The following is a 26638-nucleotide window of genomic DNA, read 5'->3' as shown; positions in this document are numbered from 1 at the left end:
GGTGTGAGTGTATGGACAAGCAATCACGAACGATCTCAGTGAAAGTGAATGGAACAGAAGCGAAGTATGAGGAGAAGAAGAAAGATGAATTTGACTGGATGGTAGTAGAAAGTGAAAGGCCAAAAAACGTTGTTCCGTTTCAAAAATTGAAAGTAGCGTCTACGGAAAAAAATCGAAAGAAGTGGAGCAATACGTTAATTGCAATCGTTGCAACTGCAATTATTATTGGTACGGCGTTTGGGATGGGGATGCTACAGTTACTGAAAGGACAAGGTGCGACAGGAGGAAGCGAAGTAACAGCTTCGAAGCAGATGCGAAAGGAAGAATCAAAGGTGGGTGGAACGGCAGAACAAACACCAGCACCAAAAGAGGAAAAAACAAAAGCACAGACAGGAACGTCATTAGATCCAATGAAATTATTTTTTGTTCAAGGAGGAATCTATTCTTCTGAAGAAAAGGGACAGGCCGCTCTTGAAGAGTGGAAAGGTAATGGAGGTGTAGCAGCCTTAAAACCGAGCGGTGATAAGTATGCATTAGTTGTTGGTATTGCTAGCGATGAACAAGGCATAAACCAATTAATGACGCAGTATAAAAAAGATAATGTCTCCGTATTGAAAAAGGACTGGGATATAATAGATAAAGCGTTACTTAAAGATGATAAAGAAATCGGGGCGTTTTTAACAAAAGTACAGCCATTATATACTCATTTAGCAAAATATGCTTCTAGCGTACAAGCTAGTGAAAAAAGTAATGCAAAAGATATAAGTGAAATCGAAAAAGAGTGGAAAGCGATTGAAAAAGAAGGGAAAAGTATGAAGCAGGAAGAAGCGAAGAAATTGTATATGTATACGTCGGTAGCTGTGCAAACAGTGAAGGACGGAAAAGATGATAAGGAATCTTTAGCGAAATTAAATCAAGTTATCATTGATGGTATACTTTCATACGAAAAAATTGTTTCACAAAAGGTGAAATAATAGGATAATGAAATGACGAAGGAAGAAGTGTAGAGGCTTCTTTCTTTTCTTTTGAATTTAGAGTAAAGTGCTTTCTCTATGACAGGAATATAATCGTGTTTTAGTAAGGAAGTATTATTTTGTTTAGAGAAAATAATATTTCTTTTATTTGTGGACAAACTATTCCTTTGATACGATTGATATAAATGATTCTGCTTCATGTGAGAAAGGAAGGAGAAAATATGAAAAAAATTATTTTAGCTTCAGGATCACCTCGCAGGAAGGAATTGCTTGAGTTAGCGGGTGTACCATTTGAAATTGTTGTAAGTGAAGTAGAAGAAACGATTGGTGCGTATTCATCGCCTTCTGATATTGTTATGTCCCTTGCCCTGCAAAAAGCATCTGCGGTAGCAGAAAATAACAGTGATTATATTGTGTTAGGTGCAGACACAATCGTTACATATGAGTCGCGTATTCTTGGAAAGCCATCTAATGGGGCTGAGGCGAAAGAAATGTTGCAATTATTATCAGGGAAAACACATGAGGTGTATACAGGTGTTGCAATTATAGCAAAGGACAAAACAGTCACTTTTTACGAGCGTACAGAAGTTACGTTTTGGGAATTAACAGAAGAGGAAATTGACACATACATTGCATCAAAAGAACCTTTGGATAAAGCAGGAAGTTATGGGATTCAAGGTAAAGGATCTATTTTTGTTCAACATATTCAAGGGGACTACTATAGTGTAGTTGGGTTACCAATTTCACGTCTTGTTCGGGAATTAAAACAATTTAATATTGATGTAACCCATGCGTAAAACTGCATGGGATTTTCTTTGAGAGAACAAATAAAGGGGTGGAGAAATGAACGGTATTCGTGATGTTGTCAAAGAAGAACAGCCACGGGAGCGTTTATTGTTAGAAGGGGCTGGAAGTTTATCCAATCGGGAGCTTCTTGCAGTGTTACTCAGAACAGGTTCTAAAGAAGAAACAGTTTTAAAGTTATCGGATAAAATTTTGCATCATTTTGATGGTTTACGTATGTTGAAAGACGCAACGCTAGAAGAGTTAGTGAGTATACATGGTGTTGGAGTTGCGAAGGCATCACAGCTCATCGCTGCTTTTGAACTCGGTAGAAGAATGGTGCGTTTAGAATATCAAAATAGATACAGCATTCGAAGCCCGGAAGATTGCGCCAGATATATGATGGAAGAAATGCGCTTCTTGCAACAGGAGCATTTTGTATGTCTCTATTTGAACACAAAGAATCAGGTTATACATAGGCAAACGATTTTTATTGGAAGTTTAAATACGTCAATTGTACACCCGCGAGAAGTTTTTAAAGAAGCATTTCGCCGTGCGGCAGCCTCGATTATATGTCTCCATAACCATCCCTCAGGAGATCCGGCGCCGAGCCGAGAAGATATTGAAGTAACAAAACGCTTAGTAGAATGCGGTCGGATTATCGGAATTGAAGTGCTCGATCATATTATAATAGGTGACCATAAATTCGTGAGTTTAAAGGAAAAAGGTCATATTTAAGACTATGCTTTTTACTTATTTTGTTTTATAATGTGATTTATGAGTTTTTTGTAGAAAATTATCTACAAAAAGGATAAAGATATAAAAAACGTACTGTTTTTATAATATAAAGTAAGAAAAAATGAGTCCGTGAAAACAAGAAAGGAAGATAAATAATATGTTTGGATTTGGTGGCTTTACTCGCGATCTTGGAATAGATTTAGGAACTGCGAACACGCTTGTATATGTAAAAGGAAAAGGTGTAGTTTTACGTGAACCTTCAGTAGTAGCGTTACAAACTGATACGAAACAAATCGTTGCTGTAGGTAGCGATGCAAAACAAATGATTGGTCGTACACCAGGAAACGTTGTGGCACTTCGCCCGATGAAAGACGGTGTAATTGCTGATTACGAAACAACAGCAACAATGATGAAATACTACATTCAACAAGCTCAAAAATCAAATGGATTCTTCTCACGTAAACCATATGTAATGGTATGTGTACCATCTGGTATTACAGCTGTAGAAAGACGTGCAGTAATCGATGCGACTCGTCAAGCTGGTGCTCGTGATGCTTATCCTATCGAAGAACCATTTGCAGCAGCAATTGGTGCGAACTTACCTGTTTGGGAACCAACTGGTAGTATGGTTGTTGATATCGGTGGCGGTACAACAGAAGTTGCAATCATTTCGTTAGGTGGTATTGTAACAAGTCAATCAGTTCGTGTTGCTGGTGATGATATGGACGATTCAATCATTCAGTACATTAAGAAAAGCTACAACTTAATGATCGGTGAAAGAACAGCTGAAGCATTAAAATTAGAAATCGGTTCTGCAGGCGAGCCAGAAGGTATCGAACCTATGGAAATTCGCGGTCGTGATTTAGTAAGTGGTTTACCAAAAACAGTACTAATTCAACCAGAAGAAATTGCAGACGCATTAAAAGATACAGTAGATGCAATTGTAGAATCTGTTAAAAATACGTTAGAGAAAACTCCACCTGAATTAGCGGCAGACATTATGGACCGTGGTATCGTATTAACAGGTGGCGGAGCATTACTACGTAACTTAGATAAAGTAATTAGTGAAGAAACAAATATGCCAGTTCTTGTTGCAGAAGACCCATTAGATTGCGTAGCAATTGGAACAGGTAAAGCATTAGACAATATCGATCTTTTCAAAACTGCTGCTCGATAATATTGCAAAATAAAAATCAATGAAATTAAGAGGGTGTGAACGTGCCACAGTTTTTCTTAAACAAAAGATTAATTGTTTTGTTAGTTAGTATTATTCTTCTCGTGGCATTGATTGGAATCTCATTGAAAGAACGGAACAGTTTAACATGGCCAGAGCAGTTTGTTAAAGACACTGTCGGTGTTGTAGAACGTGTATTCCAAAAGCCAGCGAAATACGTAGCTGGATTCTTCGAAAATGTAGAGGATGTAAAGCGCACGTATGAAGAGAATAAAGAATTAAAAGCAAAATTAGATAACTATGCAAAGTTATCAGGTGACGTAAAGCAATTAGAAGATGATAAAAAGAAGTTACAAGAGTTAACTGGTAAAAAAGAGTTGCCTAGTGATTATACTGAAATTCCAGCTACTGTCGTTTCTCGTAATCCAGATAAATGGTACGATTTAGTTGGAATTGATAAAGGAGCACAGCAAGGAATTAAAAAAGATATGGCTGTAGTAACTTCACAAGGTTTAGTTGGACGAGTGAAAAGTGTATCTCAGTTTACATCATCAGTAGAGTTATTAAGCTCTATGAGCCGAACAAATCGTGTTTCTGCTATCGTACAAGGGAATGAGAAAATCTTTGGATTGATTGAAGGTTATGACAAAGAAAAGCACTTACTCCTTTTCACAAAGATTGGCTCTGATGCTGAGGTGAAAACCGATCAACTAGTTGTAACATCTGGACTTGGTGATATTTTCCCGAAAGGTCTTGTAATTGGAAAAATCGTAGATGTTCAGCCGGATCCATATGGTTTAACAAAAACAGCTTATGTAAAACCTGCCGCTGATTTAAATGACGTAGAGCATGTTATAGTTGCGAAACGTGCAATGCCTTCAGCGCCATTAGAATAGGAGGGGGAGAAGAGATGATGAAGATTTTAAAAAGAGCAGCTCTTCCTCTTTTGCTCCTTTTTGTTTTTCTATTTGAAAATATGTTTGCTACTATTGTTCCAACAGAGGTTTTTTGGAAAGACAGTATAGCATCACCTCATTTCTTTATCATTGTGTTATGTTTTATTACTGTGTACTATAGTCCGGTCCAAGGGATTTATTACGGACTATTATTTGGTTTCTTATTTGATACCGTATACACGGAACTTGTTGGTATATATATTTTTGCGTATCCGATTTTAGTTTATTTAGTTTATAGTGTGATGAAGGTACTACAATTGAATTTATTTATTGTTACTTCTATCGTACTAGCTAGCATAGTAGCATTAGAGTATTATGTGTATGGATTTTTAACTTTGTTAGGACGTACTCATATGTCGGCGTATGTCTTTTTCACAGATCGTCTCCTGTCTACTTTATTGCTAAATGCAATTTTCTTATTGATAGTTTGTTTCCCACTGAGACGATATTTAGTGCGTCTTTCAAAAGCGATGGAAGAAAAAGAAAAAAGGATTTTCTAATTTTATGTCGAATTGAATCGGTGGGGTGAACTTTAGTGGAAGAAAAAAAGCAACAAAATGTAACAATAAAAGGGACAAAAGACGGAATAACCCTTCATTTAGATGATTGTTGTTCATTCTCTGAATTATTGAAGGAATTGGATGAAAAGCTTTCTACACATTACTATGATGGTGATGGACGCTCTTTAATTGAAGTGCATGTGAAAGTGGGAAACCGTTATTTAACAGAAGTCCAACAAGAAGAGATTCGTACGTTAATTCGTAATAAAAAGAATCTCGTTGTGGATTCGATTGAAAGTGATGTTATAACGAAAGAGGAAGCAATAGCTTGGAAAGAAGAAACAGAAATCGTCCCTATTTCCAAAATTGTTCGCTCTGGACAAGTTTTACATGTAAAAGGAAATTTATTGTTAATTGGTGATGTTAATCCAGGCGGAACGGTTATCGCTGGGGGGAATATTTTTGTCGTAGGATCATTAAGAGGAATTGCACATGCGGGGTATTATGGGGATTCAGATGCTGTAATCGCTGCATCTGTTATGAACCCGATGCAACTTCGAATTAGTGATGTGGCAATGCGGGCTCCGGAAGAGAAAGAAGACGGAGCGGAGGCGGCAGAATGTGCGTATATTAATGAGAACAATCACATTGTTGTCGATCGACTGCAACTTCTCACTCATCTTAGACCTAATTTAACAAAGTTAGAAAGGGGAATTGTATAGCTGTGGGAGAGGCAATAGTAATTACATCTGGAAAAGGCGGTGTAGGTAAAACTACAACGTCTGCGAACATTGGGACAGCCCTAGCGTTATCTGGAAAGAAAGTGTGCTTAATTGACACAGATATCGGTCTTCGAAACTTAGACGTAGTAATGGGGCTGGAAAATCGTATTGTATTTGATCTTGTTGATGTCGTTGAAGGGCGTTGCCGTTTACCTCAGGCTCTTATTAAAGATAAACGTTTTGATGATCTTTATTTATTACCTGCAGCACAAACGAGTGATAAATCAGCGGTAACACCTGAACAAATGGATGAATTAATACAAGTATTACGTCAAGATTATGATTACATATTAATTGATTGTCCTGCGGGGATTGAGCAGGGATTTAAAAACGCGGTAGCTGGTGCGGATAAAGCAATTGTTGTTACGACGCCAGAAGTATCCTCAATGCGCGATGCGGATCGTATTATCGGGCTTTTAGAAAAAGAGGATATTGAACCACCGAAACTTGTTATTAATCGTGTGCGTAGTCATATGCTTCATGAACAGGATATGTTAGATGTTGATGAAATCGTACGTACATTGTCAATCGAGCTTCTTGGTGTTGTCGAAGATGATGATGAAGTTATTCGTGCTACAAATACAGGTGAGCCTGTAGCGTTGCAACCGAGCGGAAAAGCAGCGTTAGCTTATCGTAATATTGCAAGACGTTTGTTGGGTGAGAATGTCCCATTACAAGCATTTGAACAAGAAAAGGTATCGGTATTTACAAAGGTGAAAAACTTCTTTGGAATCCGTTAAAAGCACTTCGCATATTTGCGGAGTGCTTTCTTTTTTCTTCACACGAATATCTTCCATACCTAGCTCATACATATGTACAAACTGTATACAACTGTTTCTATGTACATTAGCTTAACGAAAGAAAGGAGACAGTATGAAGAATAGACGTGTAGAAGAAATTAAAAAACGGATTGCGAAGAGGAAGGCAGAGCAAGAAAGGATGGAGGAAGAGCAGTATTTTGCTGGAGGGAATTTTGATAGTGAAACAGTATTTATTGAAGATGGAGAAAAGGAAATTCATCCTTTATTTCGAAAAGAAGTGTTTTTCTTCAAAGTATTGTTATCAGCAATATTAGTTCTTTCTGTCGCTATTTTATATAAGAATGCACCAGCTTCTTTCGACGGTGCTAAAGCTGTTACAGAAAAAGTGATGAAAGAAGAATTTCAGTTTGCTACTGTAGCGAAATGGTACGAAAAACAGTTTGGAAAACCGCTCGTGTTCTATTCGCCTAATGAGAAAAAAGAAGAAACGATTCAGCAAAAAGATTATGCCATTCCTGCTTCCGGAAAGGTGATGCAAGGGTTTCAAAAAAATGGCCAAGGTGTATTTGTACAAACAGCTACAAATGCAACTGTTGAGTCAGTGAATGAAGGGCTAGTAGTTTTTGCGGGCAAAAAAGAGGAACTTGGTAATACAGTTCAAATTCAGCATGCAGATGGTACGGAGTCATGGTATGCAAATTTAAATGATATGTCAGTGAAATTATATGATTATGTTTCAAAGAAACAAAAAATTGGAACAGTGAATAATGATGCGAATAATAAAAATGGTAAGTTTTATTTCGCAATAAAAAAGGATGAAAAATTTATTGATCCGATTCAGGTGATTTCATTTGATTAAATATAGAGATGTTTTAACGAAGATTTCAGTGCATCCATTGTTTTGGGTTATTATTGTCATTGGTATTTTTACGGCACGTTTTAAAGAGTTACTACTGTTATTTTGTATCGTTCTTATTCATGAACTTGGGCATGCTTTTGCAGCGGCACACTATAATTGGCGTATTAAAAAGATTCAACTTTTACCGTTTGGTGGTGTAGCTGAGCTTGAGGAACATGGGAATAAGTCTTTGAAAGAGGAGCTTGTTGTCGTAATTGCAGGACCTATTCAACATATTTGGATGATGGCGGTAGGATATATGTTGTTTACAGTTGGTTGGCTTGATGCGGATTTATATTATTTCTTTATGTGGAATAATATAATTATTTTAGCGTTTAATTTACTACCTATTTGGCCGCTTGATGGTGGGAAAGTATTGTTTAACGTATTATCATATCGTTTTCCTTATTTACAAGCACATGAAAAGATGATGAAATTATCATGTGTTTTTTTTAGTGTCATACTAGGATGGCAGTTACTTTGGAATAGTAACAATATTATGATGTGGATACTACTCATATTTTTAGCGGTGTCATTATATCAAGAATGGAAACAAAGACGGTATGCATTTATGCGTTTTTTATTAGAACGTTATTATGGGAACAAAAGAGGAATTGAAAAGATTGCACCAATTGAAGTGAAAACAGAAGAGCGTTTATATACAATCTTCACAAAATTTCGTAGAGGGTATAAGCACTCTATTATCGTCCATGGAAAATATAAAGAACATTACACATTGGATGAAAATGAATTGCTTTATGCGTATTTTACTGAAAAACGAACAACTTCATCTGTTGAAGAATTAATCGGTTAGTGTTGACGTTAGCACTAACCTTTTATTATTGTAAAAGCAAAGAAGATTATAAAGTGAGGAAAGTATTTTGAAAACGTTATATATGAACTACGCTGGATCGGAAAAACGCGTTGCAATTGAAGAGAATAAGAAAATTGTTGAGTTTTTATGGAAACGAAATGAAGAACAAGAGATTGTTGGGCATATTTATGTTGGACGTATCGTAAGAACGATTGCTGGAATGAACGCAGCTTTTGTAAATATCGGTTTAGAAAAACATGCGTATCTTTCGTACGATGATGTACCATCTTCTTATCGAATACATGAAGGACAAGCGGTGCTCGTACAAGTTGTGAAAGAGGCAATTGATACGAAAGGGCCAAAATTGACAGCGAACATAGAATTTACCGGGAAATATGTCGTTTATATGCCATATGATGAAATGCGCGCGGTTTCTCGGAAAATAAAAAACAATAAAAGAAGGCAACAACTACTCCAAATTGAAGTGGAAGGGACAGGAGGTTATATTTTCCGCTCTGCTTCTGAAAAAGGAGAAATTGAAGAAATACAAGCTGAAATGCAAAGGTTACAGCAGTTATATGAAGAGTTAAAAAGAAAAGAGGGCCAAGGAAAGGCACCGTTACTACTTCATCGACCGGCGACTTTTTTAGATCGTGTATTTCAAGAGAATCCGATTGAAACGATTGAAAAAGTAATTGTAGATACAAGAAGTATAGTAAAAGAGTTAGAAGAAAAAGTTGGTAAAGAGAAAGTGTCCTTTTATAATGAAAAATCTTCAATGTTTAACCATTTTGGAATAGAGCGTGAAATTGAGAAAGCACTTCAAAAAATTGTGTGGCTCCCGAATGGCGCTTATTTAATTGTGGAGCAAATGGAGACGATGACTGTAATTGATGTGAATACGGGTAAGTTTACTGGAAAACAGAATTTACAAGATACAGTCCTTCGTACAAATGAAGTGGCAGCTGAAGAGATAGCGCGTCAATTAAGACTGCGTGATATCGGTGGTATGATATTAATTGACTTTATTAATATGAAAAGAAGAGAAGATAAAGAAAAAATAAGAGAATGTCTCATCGCTGCTATGCAACATGATCGTACATATACAAGGGTGCTTGGGTTTACAGAGTTAGGGATTTTAGAGATGACGCGTAAACGTAAAAAACATTCTTTACGTGACGTATTACTTGAAGAGTGTGCACCGTGTAAAGCGACAGGGTATGTGATGTCATATGAAACGATTGCGTATGAGCTAGAGAGAGAGCTAATTACATATGGAAATATAGAAGATGAGGCGGTATTAATCTCTGCACCTAAAGAACTGCAAAAACAATTTTTGAAAAAAGAATTACAAAAAAATATTCCATTTGAAATTTATTTCAAAGATGATATGATCGAAAAGTATGCAATCATCCGTTTTGGAAGTAAAAAAGAAATTGTAGAGCGGAAAAAATAGTTAGCAGAACATTTATTGACAACCGTCTATGATTCATGATAACATCTTTATGTTATAGTTTATAGCACCTAAACGGCTATATGCTACAACCGCACAAGACAGGTTCCCTAAAGGCATTTATGTCTACCTCGTTTTTGGCGAGTCTTAGTAATTAAGAGGAGGTGCAAGTATGTACGCAATTATCGAAACAGGTGGAAAACAAATTAAAGTTGAAGCTGGTCAAGCAATCTACATTGAAAAATTAGATGTTGAAGCTGGTGAAACTGTTACTTTTGACAAAGTTCTTTTCGTTGGTGGCGAAAACGTTAAAGTTGGTAGCCCAGTTGTAGAAGGTGCAACAGTTACTGCGAAAGTAGAAAAACAAGGTCGCGCTAAGAAAATCATCGTTTTCAAATACAAAGCGAAAAAGAACAATCGTAAGAAACAAGGTCATCGTCAACCTTACACTAAGCTAGTTGTTGAAGCTATCAACGCTTAATTCTGGTTAACATGATTAAAATTACGATAAGTCGCACGAAATTAGGAAGTATCCAATCATTTAAAATGACTGGACATGCCGATTATGCGCCACATGGACAAGATCTGGTCTGTGCTGGAACTACAGCGGTTGTGTTTGGTTCTATAAATGCAGTGGAAGAACTTTGTAATGTGCAAGCAACTATTGAACTCGGAAGTGATGGCGGATTCTTAACGTATGAATTGCCTAATGATTTAGACGTTCATGCAGCAGAAAAAGCACAAACGCTTTTAGAAGGATTGGTTGTTTCGCTTAAGACGATCGAACTTGATTACGGAAAGTATATCCGTTTAATAGAAAAAGTGCAGGAGGTGTAACGTATGTTAAGATTAGATCTTCAGTTTTTCGCATCTAAGAAAGGTGTAGGTAGTACAAAGAACGGTCGTGACTCTCAGTCAAAACGTCTTGGTGCTAAACGCGCAGATGGTCAAACGGTTACAGGTGGTTCAATTCTTTACCGTCAACGCGGTACAAAAATTTATCCAGGTGTTAACGTTGGTCGTGGTGGCGATGACACTTTATACGCGAAAGTTGACGGCGTAGTACGCTTTGAGCGTCTTGGCCGTGACCGCAAACAAGTGAGCGTATATCCTGTTGCTCAAGAAGCATAAGAACTCACGGAAAACTCTAACCTGAGTGCAGGTTAGAGTTTTTCTATATTAAGGAGTATCTAAATGAATAAAAAATGGACAATTATAGATGCATTGCGCCATTCAAGACATGATTGGCTCAATCGTATGCAGATGGTGAAAGGAAACCTTTCCCTTGGAAAAGTGGAAGAAATTCATAGTCTCATCGATCGTTTTGTCCAAGAAGCGAGACAAGAATCCAATCTGATGGGGCTATCAATGCCTTTATTTTCAGAGTGGATTTTAACATATAATTGGAAACAGCAGCCGTGCTTATTGGAGTACGAAGTATTAGGGAAATTACATAACTTATCTCACTTAGATGAGACTGTATGTACATGGACGAATCAATTTTTCTCAATGCTTCAGCATAGTTTAGACGTATATGTTGAAAATTATGTTTGTATCACAATTGAATGTGACGCGGAGAATGCTCGTTTCTTTTTTGATTTTCGTGGTAAGCTAACGAGTGTAGAAGAACTACAGAATTGGCTTGCGACCCAAAACAATAAATGGTATTCCATTTCTTATACAGTACGAGACGAAGAAGTCTCAGTTATATTACAACCAATCGAAAAAAGTGTGGTGAAATAATGTTTGTAGATCAGGTCAAGATATATGTAAAAGGCGGCGACGGTGGTAACGGAATGGTTGCGTATCGTCGTGAGAAGTATGTACCTAAAGGTGGCCCAGCAGGTGGCGACGGTGGTAAAGGTGCAGATGTTGTTTTCATTGTTGAGGAAGGCTTACGTACATTAATGGACTTCCGCTACCAACGTCATTTCAAAGCTGATCGCGGTCAGCACGGAATGAGTAAAGGTCAGCACGGACGTAAATCTGAAGATTTACTTGTAAAGGTTCCGCCAGGAACTGTAGTAAAAGATGAAAAAACTGGTCAAATTCTTGCCGATTTAGTAACGCATGGACAAACTGCTGTAATTGCAAAAGGTGGCCGCGGTGGCCGTGGTAACTCACGTTTCGCAACAGCTACGAATCCAGCGCCAGAAATCGCTGAGAACGGGGAACCAGGTCAAGAGCGTGATGTCATTCTAGAACTTAAAGTACTAGCAGACGTTGGACTTGTTGGATTCCCAAGTGTAGGTAAATCTACATTATTATCTGTCGTATCATCAGCACGTCCGAAAATTGCAGAGTATCACTTCACAACAATCGTTCCAAATCTTGGTGTTGTTGAAACTGGTGATAACCGCAGCTTCGTTATGGCTGACCTTCCTGGACTAATTGAAGGCGCACATGCTGGCGTCGGACTTGGACACCAATTCTTACGTCATATTGAGCGTACACGTGTAATCGTGCATGTAATTGATATGTCTGGTTTAGAAGGCCGTGATCCATATGAAGATTACGTAACGATTAATAATGAATTAAAAGAATACAATCTTCGCTTAACGGAGCGTCCACAAGTTGTTGTTGCAAACAAAATGGATATGCCAGATGCAGAAGAAAACTTACAAGCATTTAAAGAGAAAGTGGGAGACGAAGTAAAAATCTTCCCAATCTCAGCTGTAACAAGACAAGGTGTTCGTGACTTACTGTTTGAAGTAGCGAACTTAATAGAAACAACACCAGAATTCCCAATACATGAAGTTGCGGATGAGTCTGATACAAGTGTAATGTACAAATTTGATACTGAAGGTGTTAAATTTGAAATTACACGTGAAAGTGATGGCACGTTTGTTATCTCTGGTTACGATATCGAGAAAACATTCAAGATGACAGACTTCTCACGTGATGAATCTGTACGTCGTTTCGCTCGTCAAATGCGCGGAATGGGTATTGATGAAGCGCTTCGTGCACGCGGTGCAAAAGACGGAGATATTGTAAAAATTCTTGAATATGAATTTGAATTTATCGACTAAGACTGCCGAAATATGGCAGTCTTTTTTTATATCGTAAAAGTCTGATTTATACAGGAAAAAATCCCCACTAATTAAATTTTCAATTTATAATAGAAAAAGAAGTGGTTTTATAAGAACTTTTTATGGGGAGAAAGTGAACATGTATAAAATATTAATTGTAGAAGACGATGAAAAAATCGCGGGGATATTAGAGGAGCATTTAGAAAGGTATGGCTATCAGTCATTTCGAGCAAGTGATTTACGACATATAAAAGATGAGTTTGTAAATGTAAATCCACATCTCGTGTTACTTGATATTAATTTACCGTATTTTGATGGTTTCTATTGGTGTCGTCAAATCCGCACTGTATCGAATGCACCAATTATTTTTGTTTCTGCAAGAACGGGGGAAATGGATCAAGTAATGGCAATTGAAAATGGCGGAGATGATTACATTACGAAGCCATTCCATCTAGACATTGTAATGGCTAAAGTGAAAAGTGCGCTTCGGCGTGGGTATGGTGAATATGCTTCTGCGGCAGAAAGTGATTGTTTAGGTGTAAATGGACTGTTGTTATTCCCATCTCAGCACGTTGTTGAGTGGCAAGGGCAACAAACAGAACTGACAAAAAATGAATTTTACTTATTAGAGTGTTTAATGAAACAAGCAGATCAATATGTAACGCGCGAAGAATTGTTAGAAGCCCTCTGGGATGAGGTAGCTTTTGTTGATGATAATACATTAACCGTAAATGTAAAACGTGTAAGAAAGAAACTAGAGGAGCTAGGCATTAAAAATGCAATTGTAACGAAACGTGGATACGGTTATGCGCTTCTTACAGAGTGGGGAGAAGGCCATGAAGGTTAAAGATTACCTCATGGACCGCTTTTCTTTAATTCTTTCTTACATTGTTAGCCTCTGTTTATTTGGGCTCGTTTTGCAGTTGCAAAGTCTTTTAGAAAAGCGATCTATTGATTGGAATACGTGGTTATACGGACTTTTATTAGGGACAGTAGTTTTTACTGTATATCTCATTTACGATTACCGAAAACGGAGTGTGTTTTTAAAGAGGATTGAAAAGTATGTTACTGGCGGAAATACATTACATGATTCCTTACTTATTGATACTTCTTATACGGCAGAGCAAGAGATGGTCGTTGAATCGTTTACGCTATTAAGACAGCAATATATGAATGAAGTTCATAAACAACATGCAAAAGAACAACAGCAAATGATATTTATGAACCAATGGATTCATCAAATGAAAACACCGGTATCTGTTATTGAGTTACTATTACAGAAGTTTGGTAAAGAGCATCGTGAAGCAAGGGCAACAGTTGAAAGTATTCGTGAAGAAAATAATCGCATACTAAATGGTTTAGATTTAGCGTTACATATGGCAAGGTTAGAACAGTTTGCGAAAGATTATAAAGTAGAAGTAGTAAATGTGATAGATATTATTAGAGGTATTATTAATGAAAATAGAAAGTCTTTCATTCAATCGTCTGTATTTCCGAAAGTGATGTTTGAGGAAGATACTTGTATGGTTGCCTCTGATAGAAAATGGCTCAGTATTGCTATAGGACAAATTGTTGTAAATGCAATTAAGTATACAAAAATTTCGGAAGCAGAGAAAAAGGAAATTCAATTTCAAATTGAAGAGAAAGATCAAAAGGTGTTATTACATATTAAGGACAATGGAATCGGTATTCCAGAGCAAGATGTAAAGCGTATATTTGATCCATTCTTTACAGGGGTAAATGGCCGGAAAACGAGAGAAGCGACTGGAATGGGTTTATATATTACGAAGGAAATTTGTGATAATTTACATCACGGTATGTATGTGCAATCGGCTGAAGGGGAAGGGACAACATTCACGTTCCAATTTGCAAAAGATGAAGAATATCATACATTAATGAGAAAAATGACAAAACTGTAAGATAACAAAACGTTTTGTAAGGGAAATCACTCGTTTCTTTTTCTTATTTTTCTTATAGTAAATGTAAGAAGAAAACACATAGGGGGATTAGAAATGAGTGTTCTTGAAGTAAAAGGATTAACGAAGGTGTACCAATCGAAAGGTTCAGTAGCAACGACTGCTTTAAATGATATAAATTTTAAAATAGAAGAAGGCGAATTTGTAGGGATTATGGGTCCTTCAGGGAGCGGAAAAACAACGCTTTTAAATTTATTAGCAACAATTGATAAGCAAACTTCAGGTCATGTGCTTGTAAATGGTGAAGAAATTAATCAAATGCGTGCTGCAAAATTAGCGGAGTTTCGCCGTACACATTTAGGATTCATTTTCCAAGATTTTAACTTACTTGATACGTTATCGATTAAAGAAAATATCATTTTACCACTTGTAATGGCGAAGAAATCTGTAAATGAAATCGATGCAAAAGTGCTTGAGATTGCAAAGTTTTTAAATATCGAGGGCATTTTAAATAAAAAGGTATATGAAGTATCAGGTGGCCAACAACAACGTGCAGCAGCTGCGAGAGCGATCATTCATGAACCGACGCTAATTTTAGCAGATGAGCCAACTGGAAACTTAGATTCTAAGTCGGCAAAATCATTAATGAGCGCGTTGCAAGATTTGCATGAACAAAAGAAAGTAACAATTGCAATGGTAACGCATGATCCAGTAGCGGCGAGTTATTGCGAACGTATTCTTTTCATACGTGATGGAGAGATTTTCTCAGAAATACATAAGGGAAGAACGAAACAAGCCTTTTTCCAAGAAATTCTGGACGTACTTGCGATGCTAGGAGGGGAATATCATGAACTTTCGCCAGCTCGCGCTTAATAATGTAAAAGGAAATTGGCGTAACTATAAAGCGTTTCTTATAAGTAGTTGTTTATCGATTGTCGTATTTTTCATGTATGCTTCTTTTATTTATCATCCAGATGTCGTAAGCGGTAATATTAGTATGAGAAAGATGATCACAAAAGGATTAGAATCGATGAATTATATTGTGGTCATCTTCTCGGCACTCTTTATTTTATATGCAAATTCAACGTTTTTACGAGCAAGAAAAAAAGAGTTTGGTCTATTAACATTAATAGGCGGAACGAAATCGCAGCTCGGCCGAATGATTATATTAGAGCAACTGATGTTAGGTAGTATTGCAATTGTAATTGGTATTGGGGTTGGAATGCTTTGTTCAAAATTATTTTTCCAAGCGTTAAGCGTATTATTGAAAATAGATAAGACACTTCCACTTGTTTGGAATAGTAAAGCAGTTCTTATTACAGCTGGCGTATACTTTATCCTATTTTTAATCCTATCATTGTTTAGTGTTTGGACAGTAGGACGCTTGCAAATTATTGATTTATTGAGAGAAGCTAGAAAGCAAAAAGTAGAGCCGTTTGCATTTACATGGTTATGTGTAGTTGGTATAGGATGTATTATTGCTGCATATGTACTTAGCTTCCAAGTAACGTTTCTGAATTTCCTCATCCTCTTTTTACCGGTGGTAGGACTGACAATTGGCGGAACGTATTTATTATTTACACAAGGTAGTACAGTTGTATTAAAAGCATTACAAAAAAGAAAGCAATCTTTCTATACGTATCCAAATATGTTTGTTCTTAGCAATCTTATTTATAAAATGAAAGATAATGCTCGTTTTCTATTTGTAATTTCTATTATTACGGCGGTAGTATCTTCAGCAGTAGGTACACTGTACGTATATTTTGAAAATATGAGTGCGAAAACGGTAGAACTTACACCACATGCTATTTCATATGAGGAAAAGGGGTTAAATACGCATAATCTTATTAATGAAGAAAAGGTACAGGAGCTTGTGAAGAGACACGGGTTTGAAGATGCGCGAAAAGTAACCTACGTTAAACTACCGGCAACACAGAAAATAACGTTGTTTAATAGTGAACATGAAGTACCGATGACGATTATTTCAGAAAAAGAATATAATGCAGAAGTGCGCAAACAAAAGAGAGAGCAACCTACAGAAGTTCATAATGCACCAGGTAGTGCAACGATGGTTATGGTTGATATGTCAAATGAACTGATGAAGATAGATCGTACGAAACCGTATGAATTTACAATTAACGGGCAAAAGCAGTCTGTTCAATTAAATAATCCAACGCAGTATTCTGTTTTTAATGATAGTGAATATCTTATTGTAAATGATCAAGATTTTGAGAAATATGCAAAACTCGTACCAGATGAAGAAAAGACGAAATATTACGGTTATTATATCGAGGATTGGAAAAATACAGAAAATCTTGTATTAGATTTGAAAAATGAAATTGCACCAGAAAAGCAAGGAGAATTGAGAAATTCAGTGTTTGCGTATAAGGATATAAGAGAAGGTGGAGCAATTACAATGTTCATCGGTTTCTTCGTAGCCGTACTGTTCTTCTTCTTCGCTTGTAGTATGACATACTTTAAATGGTTTAACGATAAAGAACAAGATCGTATTCAATTTAAATCGTTAAAGAGAATCGGTATGACAGATAAAGAAATTCGCAAAATTGCGATTCGACAAATGGGAGTTATCTTCTTTATCCCAATTTTAATCGGTTCCATTCATAGTGGAGTTGCTCTTCATACGTTAGGGAAAATGCTTTATATTGATTTGTGGAAATCAGGTGCGCTTGTAATTGGAGCATACATTTTAGCTTCTGCCATTTACTTTATGATCGCGCAAAGAGGATATTTAAAACACGTAAAAAGCTAGGGGAACCTCTAGCTTTTTGCCTATGTAGTAAGTTACAGGAGGACGATAGATGAACATTCGGCAACTAGCGCTGCAAAATATAAAAGGAAATTGGCGTAATTATAAAGTGTTTTTCTTAAGTAGTTGTTTTGCGATATTTGCGTCTTTTGCATACATGTCCGTCATTGTACATCCGTATATGCAAGAGACGATGTGGTATCAAAACGTACGCTGGGGACTGATCATATGTAATGTTATTATCATTTCTTTTTTCGTCATATTTATTTTGTATTCTACTTCTATTTTCATAGAGGCACGTAAGAAAGAATTAGGATTATATATGTTAATGGGAGCAACGAAATCTAACGTAATTGGCGTAATTATGACCGAGCAAATGTTGATCGGGGTATTTGCTAATATTTTTGGTATTGGGCTTGGTATGATTTTTTTAAAGCTCTTCTTTATGGTGTTTAGTATGTTACTGGGGCTTCCGAAAGAACTCCCTGTCATATTTGACTTGAGAGCAATTGGGGGAACATTTATTGCGTATATGGTCGTATTTGTTGTCTTATCATTTATAAGTGCTTTACGTATATGGAATATAAAAATCATTCGGTTATTGAAAGAATTTCGAGCAGATAAAAAAGAGAAGAAAACATCAATGTGGCTTTGTATATTCGGATTTATTTGTTTAGGTATAGGATATGCGTTAGCGTTACAAGCGACCATACTAACGATAGCGGTCTATTTTTTCCCTGTGTCTATACTTGTCTCTTTCGGAACGTATTTTTCTTTTACACACGGCACTGCTCAAATATTAGAAATAATAAAACGAAATAAAAAGATTATGTATACATATCCGTATTTATTTATAGTGAATCAATTGTCACATCGAATGAAGGAAAATGGTCGCTTTTTCTTTCTGATGTCTATGGCAACGACGTTTGTAGTTACAGCAACAGGTACGGTGTTCTTATATTTTTCTGGTATGCAAGATATGTGGCGTGGCGGGGGCGTGCATTCATTTTCTTACATAGAAAAAGGTGCTTCTTCTCATGAAGTCTTTACGGAGGGCACGGTTGAACAATTATTGCACCAATATGGGTATGATGATTTTCAATCTATGAGTTTTGTTGGAGTGTATGCATCTTTTCAGACCAATAAGGGAGAAACAGAAGTAGCGCCACTCATTAAACAAAGTGAATACAATCAAGAGGCGAGAAAACAAAAACAGAAAACGTATCATCCTAAAAAAGGTACAGTGACACTCGTTTATTATAATAAATATAATAATTCGAATGTATATAATCAAAAAGAGATTCAATTGCAAGTAATGAATCAACCATATCAATTCGTATTTAACGGCCAGAAAGAAGGGGTTCAATTTAACCATCATCCTTCGTACATTAATGGTCTGTTCTTCGTTATGAATGATGAAGATTTTGATAGTATAGCAAATCAGGTTCCTGATTCTGAAAAAATGATATATAGGGGCTACACATTACCAAATATCGAAAATACGAAAAAATTAAATGAAGATTTACGGAAACATATGAAACAAGATAATAATAATGCATTTCGAAGCAATATGGAGTTGTATGTAAATATGAAAGAAGGCGGCGATATTACTCTATTTGTAGGCTCATTTATTAGTATATTATTCTTTCTTACTTCATGTAGTATTGTGTATTTTAAATGGTTCCATAATATTGCATCGGACCGAAAGCAGTATGGTGCACTCTCTAAACTTGGAATGACGAAGGAAGAAGTATGGAAGGTTTCTCGTTGGCAATTGTGTATGCTATTTTTTGTACCAATTATAGTAGGGAGTATGCATAGTGCAGTTGCGTTATATACGTTTCATAAAACGATCTTTATGGATGGTTCATTAAGAAAAGTAGCTTTGTTTATTCTATTTTATATCGCCGCATGCATCATGTATTTCTTTTTCGCGCAAAGAGAATATAAGAAACATTTAGACTAGCAAACGCTAGTCTTTTTTAAATATTCCAAATTTACATAGAAGAATATAAAAAAGTATGGTATAACAGTAAGAAAACGAAAAAGAGGGGAAAAGACGATGATTCGAGTAGGATATTTAGGACCAGAAGCAACATTTACAAATATGGCGGTGAGTCGTTTTTTTCCGGAAGCAGAGCATGTACCGTATCGAACGATTCCAGACTGTATGGATGCAGCTGCAAATAGAAATGTAGATTATGCAGTGGTACCACTAGAAAATGCCATAGAAGGTTCAGTGAATATAACGGTTGATTATCTTGTACATGAGCAACCACTTTCTATTGTAGGAGAAATTACAGTGCCCATTCAGCAACATTTACTTGTACATCCGCAGTATGCAGAAGTGTGGGAAGAAGTATATGCAGTGCATTCTCATCCACACGCTATTGCCCAATGTCATAAGTTTTTAAATGAAGAATTAAAAGGGATAACTGCCCGAGATATGACATCAACAAGTGCTGCTGCGCAATATGTGAAAGAACATCCTGAAGAAAAAATTGCTGCCATTGCAAATGAAGCAGCTGCAGAGAAATACGGATTAACGATTGTAAGGCGAAGCATTCATACACATAAAAATAATCATACACGTTTCCTAGTACTCCATAAGAAAAAGAAAGCAATACTCTCAAATAATGGAGAAAACCGCGGAGAGAAAACGACGCTTATGATAACGTTACCTGCTGATTATGCAGGGGCACTATATCAAGTGTTATCAGCTTTCGCATGGAGAAAATTAAACTTATCAAAAATTGAATCGCGCCCGATGAAAACGGGTCTTGGAAATTACTTTTTCTTGATTGATGTCGATAAAGCATATGATGATGTATTATTGCCAGGCGTAACGATGGAACTTGAAGCACTCGGTTTTTCTGTTACGGTGCTGGGGAGTTATTCTTCTTATTGGTTATAAGGGGAGTTAGGTTATACCGTGTGATAGATCAATAAAATCCCACCTATAAATGGTGGGATTCTTTATTTTAACTTCGCAAGACGATCTTCTAACTGACCACGCCAAACATCAGCTAGTTCTGGAACAGCAAGAATCTTTTCGATGCCATCTTTATCTTTTCTATTATGAAAATAAATTTCGTTAGAGAATAAAACAGATACATTGTTTGATGGACGATCTAGTAATGTAATTTTAGAATCTTTACGTACAGTACCTTCTTGAAGAACGCGGCATAGATAGCCAGTAAATCCAGTTGCTACAATGCGCGGCAGTATGCCAGGAATACCGAGGCGTTTTGAAATCGTGCTACAAGGTACTCTTGCTTGTGTCACCTGAATGATTGCTTCACCTAATTTGTATGTATCTCCGATGCAAACATCACGCTCTAACATATTTGTTACGGTAATGTTTTCGCCAAATGCAGAAGCGGGGAGTGTTGTTTGGAATTCTTCTTCCCATAGTGCGTAATGCTCGTGTGGATACACGCAAACGGCGCGTTCAGGTCCACCATGGTGTTTTAAATCAGCTACATCATCACCAAGGAAGCCATCTTTTGAGAGAAAAGCTTCTTCTGTAGAATCTTTACATATACCTGTTATCATTTCTTTATCTTCGCCATATTTCATTTGTTTCGGTTTGCCAATGCTAAAGTGAACGAGTTCAATTCTCATATTTGATCTCCTTTACAATTGATTACAATATTATAGCATTAAAAAAGCACAGAGAATTATAAAAACTCTGTGCTTTACATTAATAAACGAGAAATCCTGCTTTATCTAAAGCCTCGCAAGCAGCATCTAATTTTTCTTTTGAATCTGCCTCAATAGTATGTAAGTGAATACCGTCTGTTAATTGCGATAGATAGGAAGCATTTGTGTTTTCGATTTTTTGTAAATATTGCTCTACATCAAAGCGATTGCTTACCATGATAGATGCTGTTAAGTCACCGTATACAGGATGCTCAACTTTTACATCTTTAATTGTAACGCCGTGGTCAACAAGCATTGTAAGTTCTTGACGTACTTCTGCTGGCTTATGTTGGCATACAATTACGCGTTCGAAAGCTTGTTGTTTTTCTTGTGGTTTTAAATATAAATAGCCTTGAGCAGTCGCAATGATCGGTTCGTTTCGTGCTTTAAGCAAGGAAATATCTTGCACGATAACTTGTCTACTTACGTTTGTCTTTTTCGATAGCTCATTTCCGGATAACGGTTCATTTGCAGCGAGAAGCCACTGAAGGATAAGCTGTCGTCTTTCTTCACCTAAAATCTTTTTTTGTTCATTTTGTTTCATTATGATTTAACACCTCTATAAAATTGATTTCCAATTGTGTGTAGTGCATGAATAGTAGTATCAATTTGATCTTTCGTTGTTTGTTGTCCGAAAGAGAAGCGGACATATTGTTTTGCCTCTTCATACGTTTTTCCAATTGCAAGCATTGTTTTCGAAGGTTCTTGTTTACCAACTTGGCAAGCACTTCCGGTAGAAATGGCAATACCGCGGCGATTACATTCTAGCATTGTATATTGGCCTTCTATTCCTTTTATTGTAACCCCAATAATATGTGGTAAACAAGAAGTAGAATGACCTTCTACTTCAATTTTTAGCGGAAGTGTTCGTATTTGCTCTAAAAAGTAAGATCGTAACCCTTTAAAACGTAAACTTTCTTCTTGTTGATTTTTTAATATATTCTCAGCAGCTGTTAAAAAAGCTGCGATGCCAGGAACGTTCACTGTACCTGGACGAAATCCTTTTTCGTGAGAAGTCCCCGGAAATATTTGTGTCCAGCGAACTTGCGGATTGATATAGCAAGCGCCAACACCCTTCGGTCCGTATATCTTATGTGCTGAAACAGAAAGACTATCAATCCCCATCTCAAAAACATGGATAGGAAGTTTACCAAAGGTTTGTACACAATCTGAATGAAATAAAACGTTATATTTTTTTAAAAGTGCCCCAATCTCTGCGATATTTTGAACGGTTCCGATTTCAGAGTTTCCATGCTGTATACTTGCTAGAACAGTATCTTCTGTAATAGCTTCTTCTAAATCTATTAAACGAATGAGTCCATTTTTATCAACAGGAATTTCAGTAATTGTATACCCTTTTGATTGTAAGGATTGAAAATAACTTCGAATGGATGCATGTTCCATAGGTGTCGTAATAATATGCTTCTTATTTTGGGCATTGAGAAGGGACTGAATCGCAAGGTAGTTCGATTCTGATCCACCGCTCGTGAAGAATATCCCTTGTTCCTTTCCGCCAATCATTTCGGCAAATGTTTTTCTACAAACTTGTAGTAAAGAAGAGGCCGTTCCTCCAATATCGTGTAAACTTTGTTCATTTCCGAAGTATTGCGATGCTGCTTTCGTATATGTTTGTAATGCTTCCGCGCTCATAGGTGTAGTAGCTGCATAATCAAGATATATCATCATGTAAGTTCCTCTCTCTAGTAAGAGTTACATTTCTTTTATTTTTTTAAATGGTAGTGAAAATAAGAATTATAAAAAAACTCTTGTCATTATTTTAAAACTATGTAAATATAGGTGTCAAGACAGTTGAAAAGTGTAAAGTAGGAGGCAACAATTATGCCAAGTGCAGATGTCTTAATTATTGGAAGTGGCGTTGCGGCACTTCGTGTTGCAAAAGAGATTTGTCACGAAAAGAATGTGATTATTATCACAAAGGAAACAAATCGTAATAATAATACATATTTAGCGCAAGGTGGAATTGCCGCAGCCGTAGCTACATATGACAATCCAAATGATCATTTTGAAGATACGTTAGTAGCAGGATGTCATTATAACAATGAAGATACGGTTCGTTATTTAGTTGAAGAAGGGCCGAAAGAAATGAATCATCTCATTGAAAATGGAATGAAATTTGATGGAGATGAAACGGGCCCTCACCTTGGAAAAGAAGGTGCACATCGGAAGCGGCGTATTTTACATGCAGGTGGCGATGCAACAGGAAAGAATTTATTAGAGCATTTCATTCAAGAAGTAGTTCCGCATGTTACGGTAGTGGAACAGGAAATGGTGCTTGATTTTATTATAGAAAACGAAAAATGTGCTGGAGTTTTAACGCGAGATAGTGAAGGGAAGTTGAAGCGTTATGATGCAGATTATACGGTGTTAGCCTCAGGCGGGATTGGTGGTTTGTATGCTTTTACTTCTAATGACAAAACAATTACGGGTGATGGACTTGCGATGGTGTACCGCGCGGGTGGGGAGCTCGTAGATTTAGAATTTGTACAATTCCATCCAACGATGTTATACGCGGGCGGGCGATGCTGCGGTCTCGTCTCTGAAGCAGTCCGCGGTGAAGGAGCTGTCCTTATAAACGGAAAAGGGCAGCGTTTTATGATGGATATACATCCAGATCATGATCTCGCACCGCGTGATGTAGTGGCAAGAGCGATTCATGAACAGCTTTTGTCGGGTGAAAAAGTGTATTTGAATATCGAGTCTATTCAAAATTTCGAAGAACGTTTTCCAACTGTATCAGCATTGTGTAAAAAGAATGGTGTTGATATTACTAAAAAACGCATTCCAGTCGTACCCGGTGCTCATTTTCATATGGGTGGCGTGAAAACAAACATTGATGGGGAGACGTCTATTCCAAATTTATATGCAGTCGGTGAAGTAGCTTGTAATGGGGTTCATGGAGCAAATAGATTAGCGAGTAATTCATTATTAGAAGGTCTTGTGTTTGGAAAAAGAATAGGACAGCATCTTTTAACGAAAGCGACAAAAGACAGATTGAACAACTTTGCTGAGAAGGAAAAGAAGTTTATCGTTCTGAATCATTTGCCGACGAAAGAAGAAATACAAGAATGCATGATGAAATATGTTGGGATTGTGCGAACAGAGCAAAGTTTATCTTATGCAAAGAGATGGCTTAGTAAGTACGGTGTTCGAAATATGATATTACAACATGATGTTCTTACAAATGAAGAGATAACGCTTATGAATATGTTAACAGTTTGTGAGCTTATCGTCGTATCAGCTTTGCAAAGAGAAGAAAGCATTGGTGGCCATTATCGAAGTGATTATCCACATAGAAATAGCGTAAAAAAAGAAATCGTTCGAGTAAAAAGAAAACTACAACTTGTGTAATGAGGGGAAGAGGGGCTTTATGAATACGATAAAGGTTAAAGAAGCATTAAATCGATTTTTTCTAGAAGATATAGGAGAAAGAGATGTAACATCTCAGCTTATTTTTCCAGATAATTTACTTTCAAAAGGAACGTTTCTTGCAAAGGATACAGGAGTCTTTGCGGGACGTTTAGTCATTGAAGAAGGGTTTAAATTAATTGATGAGAGAATTAAAGTGGAGCTTCATAAAAAAGATGGAGATCTTGTAGAAAAAGGCGAAATAATTGCAACTGTCCAAGGACCAATCGCATCGTTATTAACGGCAGAGCGCGTTATATTAAACGTTATCCAGCGTATGAGTGGGATAGCGACAATGACATACGAGGCTGTTCGTGCCTTAGATAGCAGCCATACACGTATTTGTGATACGCGAAAAACGATGCCAGGGCTACGTATGTTTGATAAGTATGCAGTCGTGTGCGGAGGCGGATTTAATCACCGTTTCGGCCTATATGACGGTGTCATGATCAAAGATAATCATATTGCTTTTGCTGGTTCTATTACGAAAGCTGTTACATCAGTGAAAGAAAAGTTAGGACATATGGTGAAAGTAGAAGTGGAAACAGAAACAGAGGAGCAAGTGAGAGAGGCTGTAGCTGCTGGTGCAGATATTATTATGTTTGATAACCGTACGCCAGATGAGATTCGAGAGTTTTCAAAGATTGTACCAAGTGCCATTGTTACAGAAGCTTCAGGAGGTATTACCATTGAAGATTTATCGAAATACGGAAAAACAGGGGTAGATTATATTTCACTTGGAGCGTTAACACATTCAGTGAAAGCACTTGATATTAGTTTCAATATTGAGGCGTAAGGAAAGTGGCTTAGAGGGGGAGAAAGAAATATGAGTATTTTAGAAAAAGTACAACCGATTGAAACGATGTTACCAGAGCGTTATTACACGATGTCAACAGAAAACATGGAAAAGCGGGTTCGTGAAATTAAAGAAAAAATGGGGGGAAAACTATTTATTCCAGGCCATCATTACCAAAAAGATGAAGTGGTACAATTTTCTGATGCAGCAGGAGATTCACTTCAGCTTGCGCAAGTTGCAGCGAGCAATAAAGAGGCGAAATATATTGTATTTTGCGGTGTACACTTTATGGCAGAAACAGCAGATATGTTAACGACAGATGATCAAATTGTTATTTTGCCAGATATGCGTGCAGGTTGTTCGATGGCAGATATGGCAGATATTGAACAAACAGAAAGAGCATGGAAAGAGCTCATGAAATTATTTGGAGATACGATGATTCCGTTAACGTATGTAAACTCTACGGCTGCAATTAAAGCGTTTTGTGGTCGTAATGGCGGAGCAACAGTAACTTCTTCTAATGCAAAACAAATGGTATCATGGGCTTTTACGCAAAAAGAGCGTCTCGTTTTTTTACCGGATCAACATTTAGGAAGAAATACAGCGTACGATTTAGGTATCCCGTTAGATAAAATGGCAGTATGGGATCCACATACTGATTCATTAGAGTACGATGGAGATATAGAAGAAATTCAAGTGATTTTATGGAAAGGGCATTGTTCAGTTCATCAAAACTTTACAGTGAAAAACATTGAGAACGTACGGAAAAATCATCCGGACATGAATATTATTGTACATCCGGAATGTTGCTACGAAGTTGTAGCTGCTTCGGATTATGCAGGTTCAACGAAATACATTATTGATATGATTGAAGCGGCTCCATCCGGAAGTAAATGGGCGATTGGTACAGAAATGAATTTAGTGAACCGAATTATTCAACAACATCCAGATAAAGAAATTGTTTCACTTAACCCCTTTATGTGTCCGTGTTTAACGATGAACCGAATTGATTTGCCGCACTTATTATGGGCACTTGAAACGATAGAAAAAGGAGAAGAAATTAACGTTATTAGCGTAGATAAACAAGTGACTGAAGAGGCAGTTCTTGCATTAAATCGTATGTTAGAGCGTGTGTAAAGCAGCGGATTCCCGTTGCTTTTTTTCGTACA

28 protein-coding genes and 1 other annotated feature are annotated in these 26638 nt (G+C 36.9%); of the genes, 25 read left to right on the top strand and 3 right to left on the bottom strand.

The window, feature by feature from the left end; translation table 11 throughout:
• Window positions 1–11: 11 nt before the first annotated feature.
• The 22 genes from ACTFNE_RS03755 to pheA all read left to right on the top strand — a co-directional run bounded on the left by ACTFNE_RS03755 (window position 12) and on the right by pheA (window position 20459).
• Window positions 12–974, top strand: a complete 963-nt coding sequence (locus ACTFNE_RS03755) for a stage II sporulation protein B (RefSeq protein ID WP_270705126.1) — start codon at window positions 12–14, stop codon at window positions 972–974.
• Between the two features lie 221 nt (window positions 975–1195).
• The gene (locus ACTFNE_RS03750) at window positions 1196–1771 is read left to right on the top strand and encodes a Maf family protein (protein ID WP_061132104.1); all 576 of its coding nucleotides are present in this window, start codon (window positions 1196–1198) and stop codon (window positions 1769–1771) included.
• Between the two features lie 46 nt (window positions 1772–1817).
• Window positions 1818–2495, top strand: a complete 678-nt coding sequence (radC, locus tag ACTFNE_RS03745; protein WP_046198101.1) for a DNA repair protein RadC — start codon at window positions 1818–1820, stop codon at window positions 2493–2495.
• Between the two features lie 157 nt (window positions 2496–2652).
• Complete coding sequence (gene mreB, locus ACTFNE_RS03740; RefSeq protein WP_000466737.1) at window positions 2653–3672, top strand: cell shape-determining protein MreB; 1020 nt, start codon at window positions 2653–2655, stop codon at window positions 3670–3672.
• 41 nt (window positions 3673–3713) lie between these two features.
• Window positions 3714–4565, top strand: a complete 852-nt coding sequence (gene mreC / locus ACTFNE_RS03735; protein WP_046198100.1) for a rod shape-determining protein MreC — start codon at window positions 3714–3716, stop codon at window positions 4563–4565.
• 14 nt (window positions 4566–4579) lie between these two features.
• On the top strand, window positions 4580–5125 hold the full coding sequence (gene mreD / locus ACTFNE_RS03730) for a rod shape-determining protein MreD (RefSeq protein WP_046198099.1): 546 nt from the start codon (window positions 4580–4582) through the stop codon (window positions 5123–5125).
• A 35-nt stretch (window positions 5126–5160) separates the two neighbouring features.
• Complete coding sequence (gene minC, locus ACTFNE_RS03725) at window positions 5161–5847, top strand: septum site-determining protein MinC (RefSeq protein WP_000391517.1); 687 nt, start codon at window positions 5161–5163, stop codon at window positions 5845–5847.
• Window positions 5848–5849: 2 nt separating this feature from the next.
• Window positions 5850–6647 carry a septum site-determining protein MinD gene (minD, locus tag ACTFNE_RS03720; protein ID WP_000503311.1) on the top strand — a complete coding sequence of 266 codons (798 nt, stop codon included), beginning with the start codon at window positions 5850–5852 and terminating at the stop codon, window positions 6645–6647.
• Between the two features lie 133 nt (window positions 6648–6780).
• Window positions 6781–7527 carry a stage IV sporulation protein SpoIVFA gene (gene spoIVFA, locus ACTFNE_RS03715; RefSeq protein ID WP_000797468.1) on the top strand — a complete coding sequence of 249 codons (747 nt, stop codon included), beginning with the start codon at window positions 6781–6783 and terminating at the stop codon, window positions 7525–7527.
• Entirely contained in the window at window positions 7520–8380 is an 861-nt protein-coding gene (spoIVFB, locus tag ACTFNE_RS03710) for a stage IV sporulation intramembrane metalloprotease SpoIVFB (RefSeq protein ID WP_046198098.1), read from the top strand. The genes spoIVFA and spoIVFB overlap by 8 nt, the downstream gene beginning before the upstream one ends.
• Window positions 8381–8447: 67 nt before the next feature.
• Window positions 8448–9836, top strand: coding sequence for an Rne/Rng family ribonuclease (locus ACTFNE_RS03705; protein ID WP_046198097.1), 1389 nt, complete (start codon window positions 8448–8450; stop codon window positions 9834–9836).
• Window positions 9837–9913: 77 nt separating this feature from the next.
• Window positions 9914–9991, top strand: a sequence feature (ribosomal protein L21 leader region).
• A gap of 14 nt (window positions 9992–10005) precedes the next feature.
• Window positions 10006–10314 (top strand): 50S ribosomal protein L21, encoded by a 309-nt coding sequence (gene rplU, locus ACTFNE_RS03700; RefSeq protein WP_000270907.1) that lies wholly within the window; start codon window positions 10006–10008, stop codon window positions 10312–10314.
• 11 nt (window positions 10315–10325) lie between these two features.
• A complete protein-coding gene (locus ACTFNE_RS03695) occupies window positions 10326–10670 on the top strand; it encodes a ribosomal-processing cysteine protease Prp (RefSeq protein WP_001973720.1) in 345 nt (114 codons plus the stop codon).
• Window positions 10671–10673: 3 nt separating this feature from the next.
• Window positions 10674–10964: a 50S ribosomal protein L27 gene (gene rpmA / locus ACTFNE_RS03690; RefSeq protein WP_000944958.1), complete on the top strand. Its 291-nt coding sequence runs from the start codon at window positions 10674–10676 to the stop codon at window positions 10962–10964.
• Window positions 10965–11027: 63 nt separating this feature from the next.
• Entirely contained in the window at window positions 11028–11576 is a 549-nt protein-coding gene (locus ACTFNE_RS03685; RefSeq protein WP_001037003.1) for a sporulation initiation phosphotransferase B, read from the top strand.
• Window positions 11576–12862 (top strand): GTPase ObgE, encoded by a 1287-nt coding sequence (gene obgE, locus ACTFNE_RS03680; protein ID WP_000497112.1) that lies wholly within the window; start codon window positions 11576–11578, stop codon window positions 12860–12862. Before ACTFNE_RS03685 ends, obgE begins: the two co-directional genes overlap by 1 nt.
• Before the next feature lie 139 nt (window positions 12863–13001).
• A complete protein-coding gene (locus ACTFNE_RS03675) occupies window positions 13002–13709 on the top strand; it encodes a response regulator transcription factor (RefSeq protein WP_046198096.1) in 708 nt (235 codons plus the stop codon).
• Entirely contained in the window at window positions 13699–14781 is a 1083-nt protein-coding gene (locus ACTFNE_RS03670; protein WP_000864967.1) for a HAMP domain-containing histidine kinase, read from the top strand. The genes ACTFNE_RS03675 and ACTFNE_RS03670 overlap by 11 nt, the downstream gene beginning before the upstream one ends.
• Window positions 14782–14874: 93 nt before the next feature.
• Entirely contained in the window at window positions 14875–15651 is a 777-nt protein-coding gene (locus tag ACTFNE_RS03665) for an ABC transporter ATP-binding protein (protein WP_000114533.1), read from the top strand.
• The gene (locus ACTFNE_RS03660; protein ID WP_001011410.1) at window positions 15626–17548 is read left to right on the top strand and encodes an ABC transporter permease; all 1923 of its coding nucleotides are present in this window, start codon (window positions 15626–15628) and stop codon (window positions 17546–17548) included. Before ACTFNE_RS03665 ends, ACTFNE_RS03660 begins: the two co-directional genes overlap by 26 nt.
• A 49-nt stretch (window positions 17549–17597) precedes the next feature.
• Window positions 17598–19511, top strand: a complete 1914-nt coding sequence (locus ACTFNE_RS03655; RefSeq protein ID WP_046198094.1) for an ABC transporter permease — start codon at window positions 17598–17600, stop codon at window positions 19509–19511.
• 96 nt (window positions 19512–19607) lie between these two features.
• Window positions 19608–20459: a prephenate dehydratase gene (gene pheA, locus ACTFNE_RS03650; RefSeq protein WP_046198093.1), complete on the top strand. Its 852-nt coding sequence runs from the start codon at window positions 19608–19610 to the stop codon at window positions 20457–20459.
• A gap of 62 nt (window positions 20460–20521) precedes the next feature.
• Here pheA and ACTFNE_RS03645 read toward each other — a convergent pair whose 3' ends face one another.
• From ACTFNE_RS03645 to ACTFNE_RS03635, 3 genes are all read right to left on the bottom strand, one after another.
• A complete protein-coding gene (locus ACTFNE_RS03645; RefSeq protein ID WP_270705129.1) occupies window positions 20522–21169 on the bottom strand; it encodes an MOSC domain-containing protein in 648 nt (215 codons plus the stop codon).
• Between the two features lie 79 nt (window positions 21170–21248).
• On the bottom strand, window positions 21249–21791 hold the full coding sequence (locus ACTFNE_RS03640) for a transcription repressor NadR (protein WP_000812272.1): 543 nt from the start codon (window positions 21789–21791) through the stop codon (window positions 21249–21251).
• Complete coding sequence (locus ACTFNE_RS03635) at window positions 21791–22933, bottom strand: IscS subfamily cysteine desulfurase (protein WP_000973747.1); 1143 nt, start codon at window positions 22931–22933, stop codon at window positions 21791–21793. The genes ACTFNE_RS03640 and ACTFNE_RS03635 overlap by 1 nt, the downstream gene beginning before the upstream one ends.
• 153 nt (window positions 22934–23086) lie before the next feature.
• Here ACTFNE_RS03635 and nadB point away from each other — a divergent pair, with 153 nt between their 5' ends.
• From nadB to nadA, 3 genes are read left to right on the top strand one after another with little or no spacing between them, the layout of a single operon-like run.
• The gene (gene nadB, locus ACTFNE_RS03630) at window positions 23087–24616 is read left to right on the top strand and encodes an L-aspartate oxidase (protein ID WP_001138551.1); all 1530 of its coding nucleotides are present in this window, start codon (window positions 23087–23089) and stop codon (window positions 24614–24616) included.
• Window positions 24617–24635: 19 nt separating this feature from the next.
• Window positions 24636–25469, top strand: coding sequence for a carboxylating nicotinate-nucleotide diphosphorylase (gene nadC / locus ACTFNE_RS03625; RefSeq protein WP_001092219.1), 834 nt, complete (start codon window positions 24636–24638; stop codon window positions 25467–25469).
• 30 nt (window positions 25470–25499) lie between these two features.
• The gene (gene nadA, locus ACTFNE_RS03620) at window positions 25500–26606 is read left to right on the top strand and encodes a quinolinate synthase NadA (protein ID WP_000025316.1); all 1107 of its coding nucleotides are present in this window, start codon (window positions 25500–25502) and stop codon (window positions 26604–26606) included.
• The last annotated feature ends 32 nt before the right edge of the window (window positions 26607–26638 follow it).

Source organism: Bacillus cereus group sp. MYBKT111-2, assembly GCF_051915205.1.
In the GTDB taxonomy this organism is placed as follows: domain Bacteria; phylum Bacillota; class Bacilli; order Bacillales; family Bacillaceae_G; genus Bacillus_A; species Bacillus_A paranthracis.
This window is presented reverse-complemented; position numbering and strand designations above follow the sequence as displayed.

Excerpts from the sequence above, each read along its gene's own strand:
- nadC (WP_001092219.1), top strand. The coding sequence starts at position 24,636 with ATGAATACGATAAAGGTTAAAGAAGCATTAAATCGATTTTTTCTAGAA.
- ACTFNE_RS03660 (WP_001011410.1), top strand. The coding sequence starts at position 15,626 with ATGAACTTTCGCCAGCTCGCGCTTAATAATGTAAAAGGAAATTGGCGT.
- spoIVFA (WP_000797468.1), top strand. The coding sequence starts at position 6,781 with ATGAAGAATAGACGTGTAGAAGAAATTAAAAAACGGATTGCGAAGAGG.
- ACTFNE_RS03685 (WP_001037003.1), top strand. The coding sequence starts at position 11,028 with ATGAATAAAAAATGGACAATTATAGATGCATTGCGCCATTCAAGACAT.
- ACTFNE_RS03670 (WP_000864967.1), top strand. The coding sequence starts at position 13,699 with ATGAAGGTTAAAGATTACCTCATGGACCGCTTTTCTTTAATTCTTTCT.
- mreB (WP_000466737.1), top strand. The coding sequence starts at position 2,653 with ATGTTTGGATTTGGTGGCTTTACTCGCGATCTTGGAATAGATTTAGGA.
- nadB (WP_001138551.1), top strand. The coding sequence starts at position 23,087 with ATGCCAAGTGCAGATGTCTTAATTATTGGAAGTGGCGTTGCGGCACTT.
- rpmA (WP_000944958.1), top strand. The coding sequence starts at position 10,674 with ATGTTAAGATTAGATCTTCAGTTTTTCGCATCTAAGAAAGGTGTAGGT.
- pheA (WP_046198093.1), top strand. The coding sequence starts at position 19,608 with ATGATTCGAGTAGGATATTTAGGACCAGAAGCAACATTTACAAATATG.
- ACTFNE_RS03655 (WP_046198094.1), top strand. The coding sequence starts at position 17,598 with ATGAACATTCGGCAACTAGCGCTGCAAAATATAAAAGGAAATTGGCGT.
- ACTFNE_RS03750 (WP_061132104.1), top strand. The coding sequence starts at position 1,196 with ATGAAAAAAATTATTTTAGCTTCAGGATCACCTCGCAGGAAGGAATTG.
- ACTFNE_RS03695 (WP_001973720.1), top strand. The coding sequence starts at position 10,326 with ATGATTAAAATTACGATAAGTCGCACGAAATTAGGAAGTATCCAATCA.
- obgE (WP_000497112.1), top strand. The coding sequence starts at position 11,576 with ATGTTTGTAGATCAGGTCAAGATATATGTAAAAGGCGGCGACGGTGGT.
- nadA (WP_000025316.1), top strand. The coding sequence starts at position 25,500 with ATGAGTATTTTAGAAAAAGTACAACCGATTGAAACGATGTTACCAGAG.
- rplU (WP_000270907.1), top strand. The coding sequence starts at position 10,006 with ATGTACGCAATTATCGAAACAGGTGGAAAACAAATTAAAGTTGAAGCT.
- ACTFNE_RS03640 (WP_000812272.1), bottom strand. The coding sequence starts at position 21,791 with ATGAAACAAAATGAACAAAAAAAGATTTTAGGTGAAGAAAGACGACAG.
- ACTFNE_RS03635 (WP_000973747.1), bottom strand. The coding sequence starts at position 22,933 with ATGATGATATATCTTGATTATGCAGCTACTACACCTATGAGCGCGGAA.
- ACTFNE_RS03755 (WP_270705126.1), top strand. The coding sequence starts at position 12 with ATGGACAAGCAATCACGAACGATCTCAGTGAAAGTGAATGGAACAGAA.
- ACTFNE_RS03675 (WP_046198096.1), top strand. The coding sequence starts at position 13,002 with ATGTATAAAATATTAATTGTAGAAGACGATGAAAAAATCGCGGGGATA.
- radC (WP_046198101.1), top strand. The coding sequence starts at position 1,818 with ATGAACGGTATTCGTGATGTTGTCAAAGAAGAACAGCCACGGGAGCGT.
- mreD (WP_046198099.1), top strand. The coding sequence starts at position 4,580 with ATGATGAAGATTTTAAAAAGAGCAGCTCTTCCTCTTTTGCTCCTTTTT.
- ACTFNE_RS03645 (WP_270705129.1), bottom strand. The coding sequence starts at position 21,169 with ATGAGAATTGAACTCGTTCACTTTAGCATTGGCAAACCGAAACAAATG.
- ACTFNE_RS03665 (WP_000114533.1), top strand. The coding sequence starts at position 14,875 with ATGAGTGTTCTTGAAGTAAAAGGATTAACGAAGGTGTACCAATCGAAA.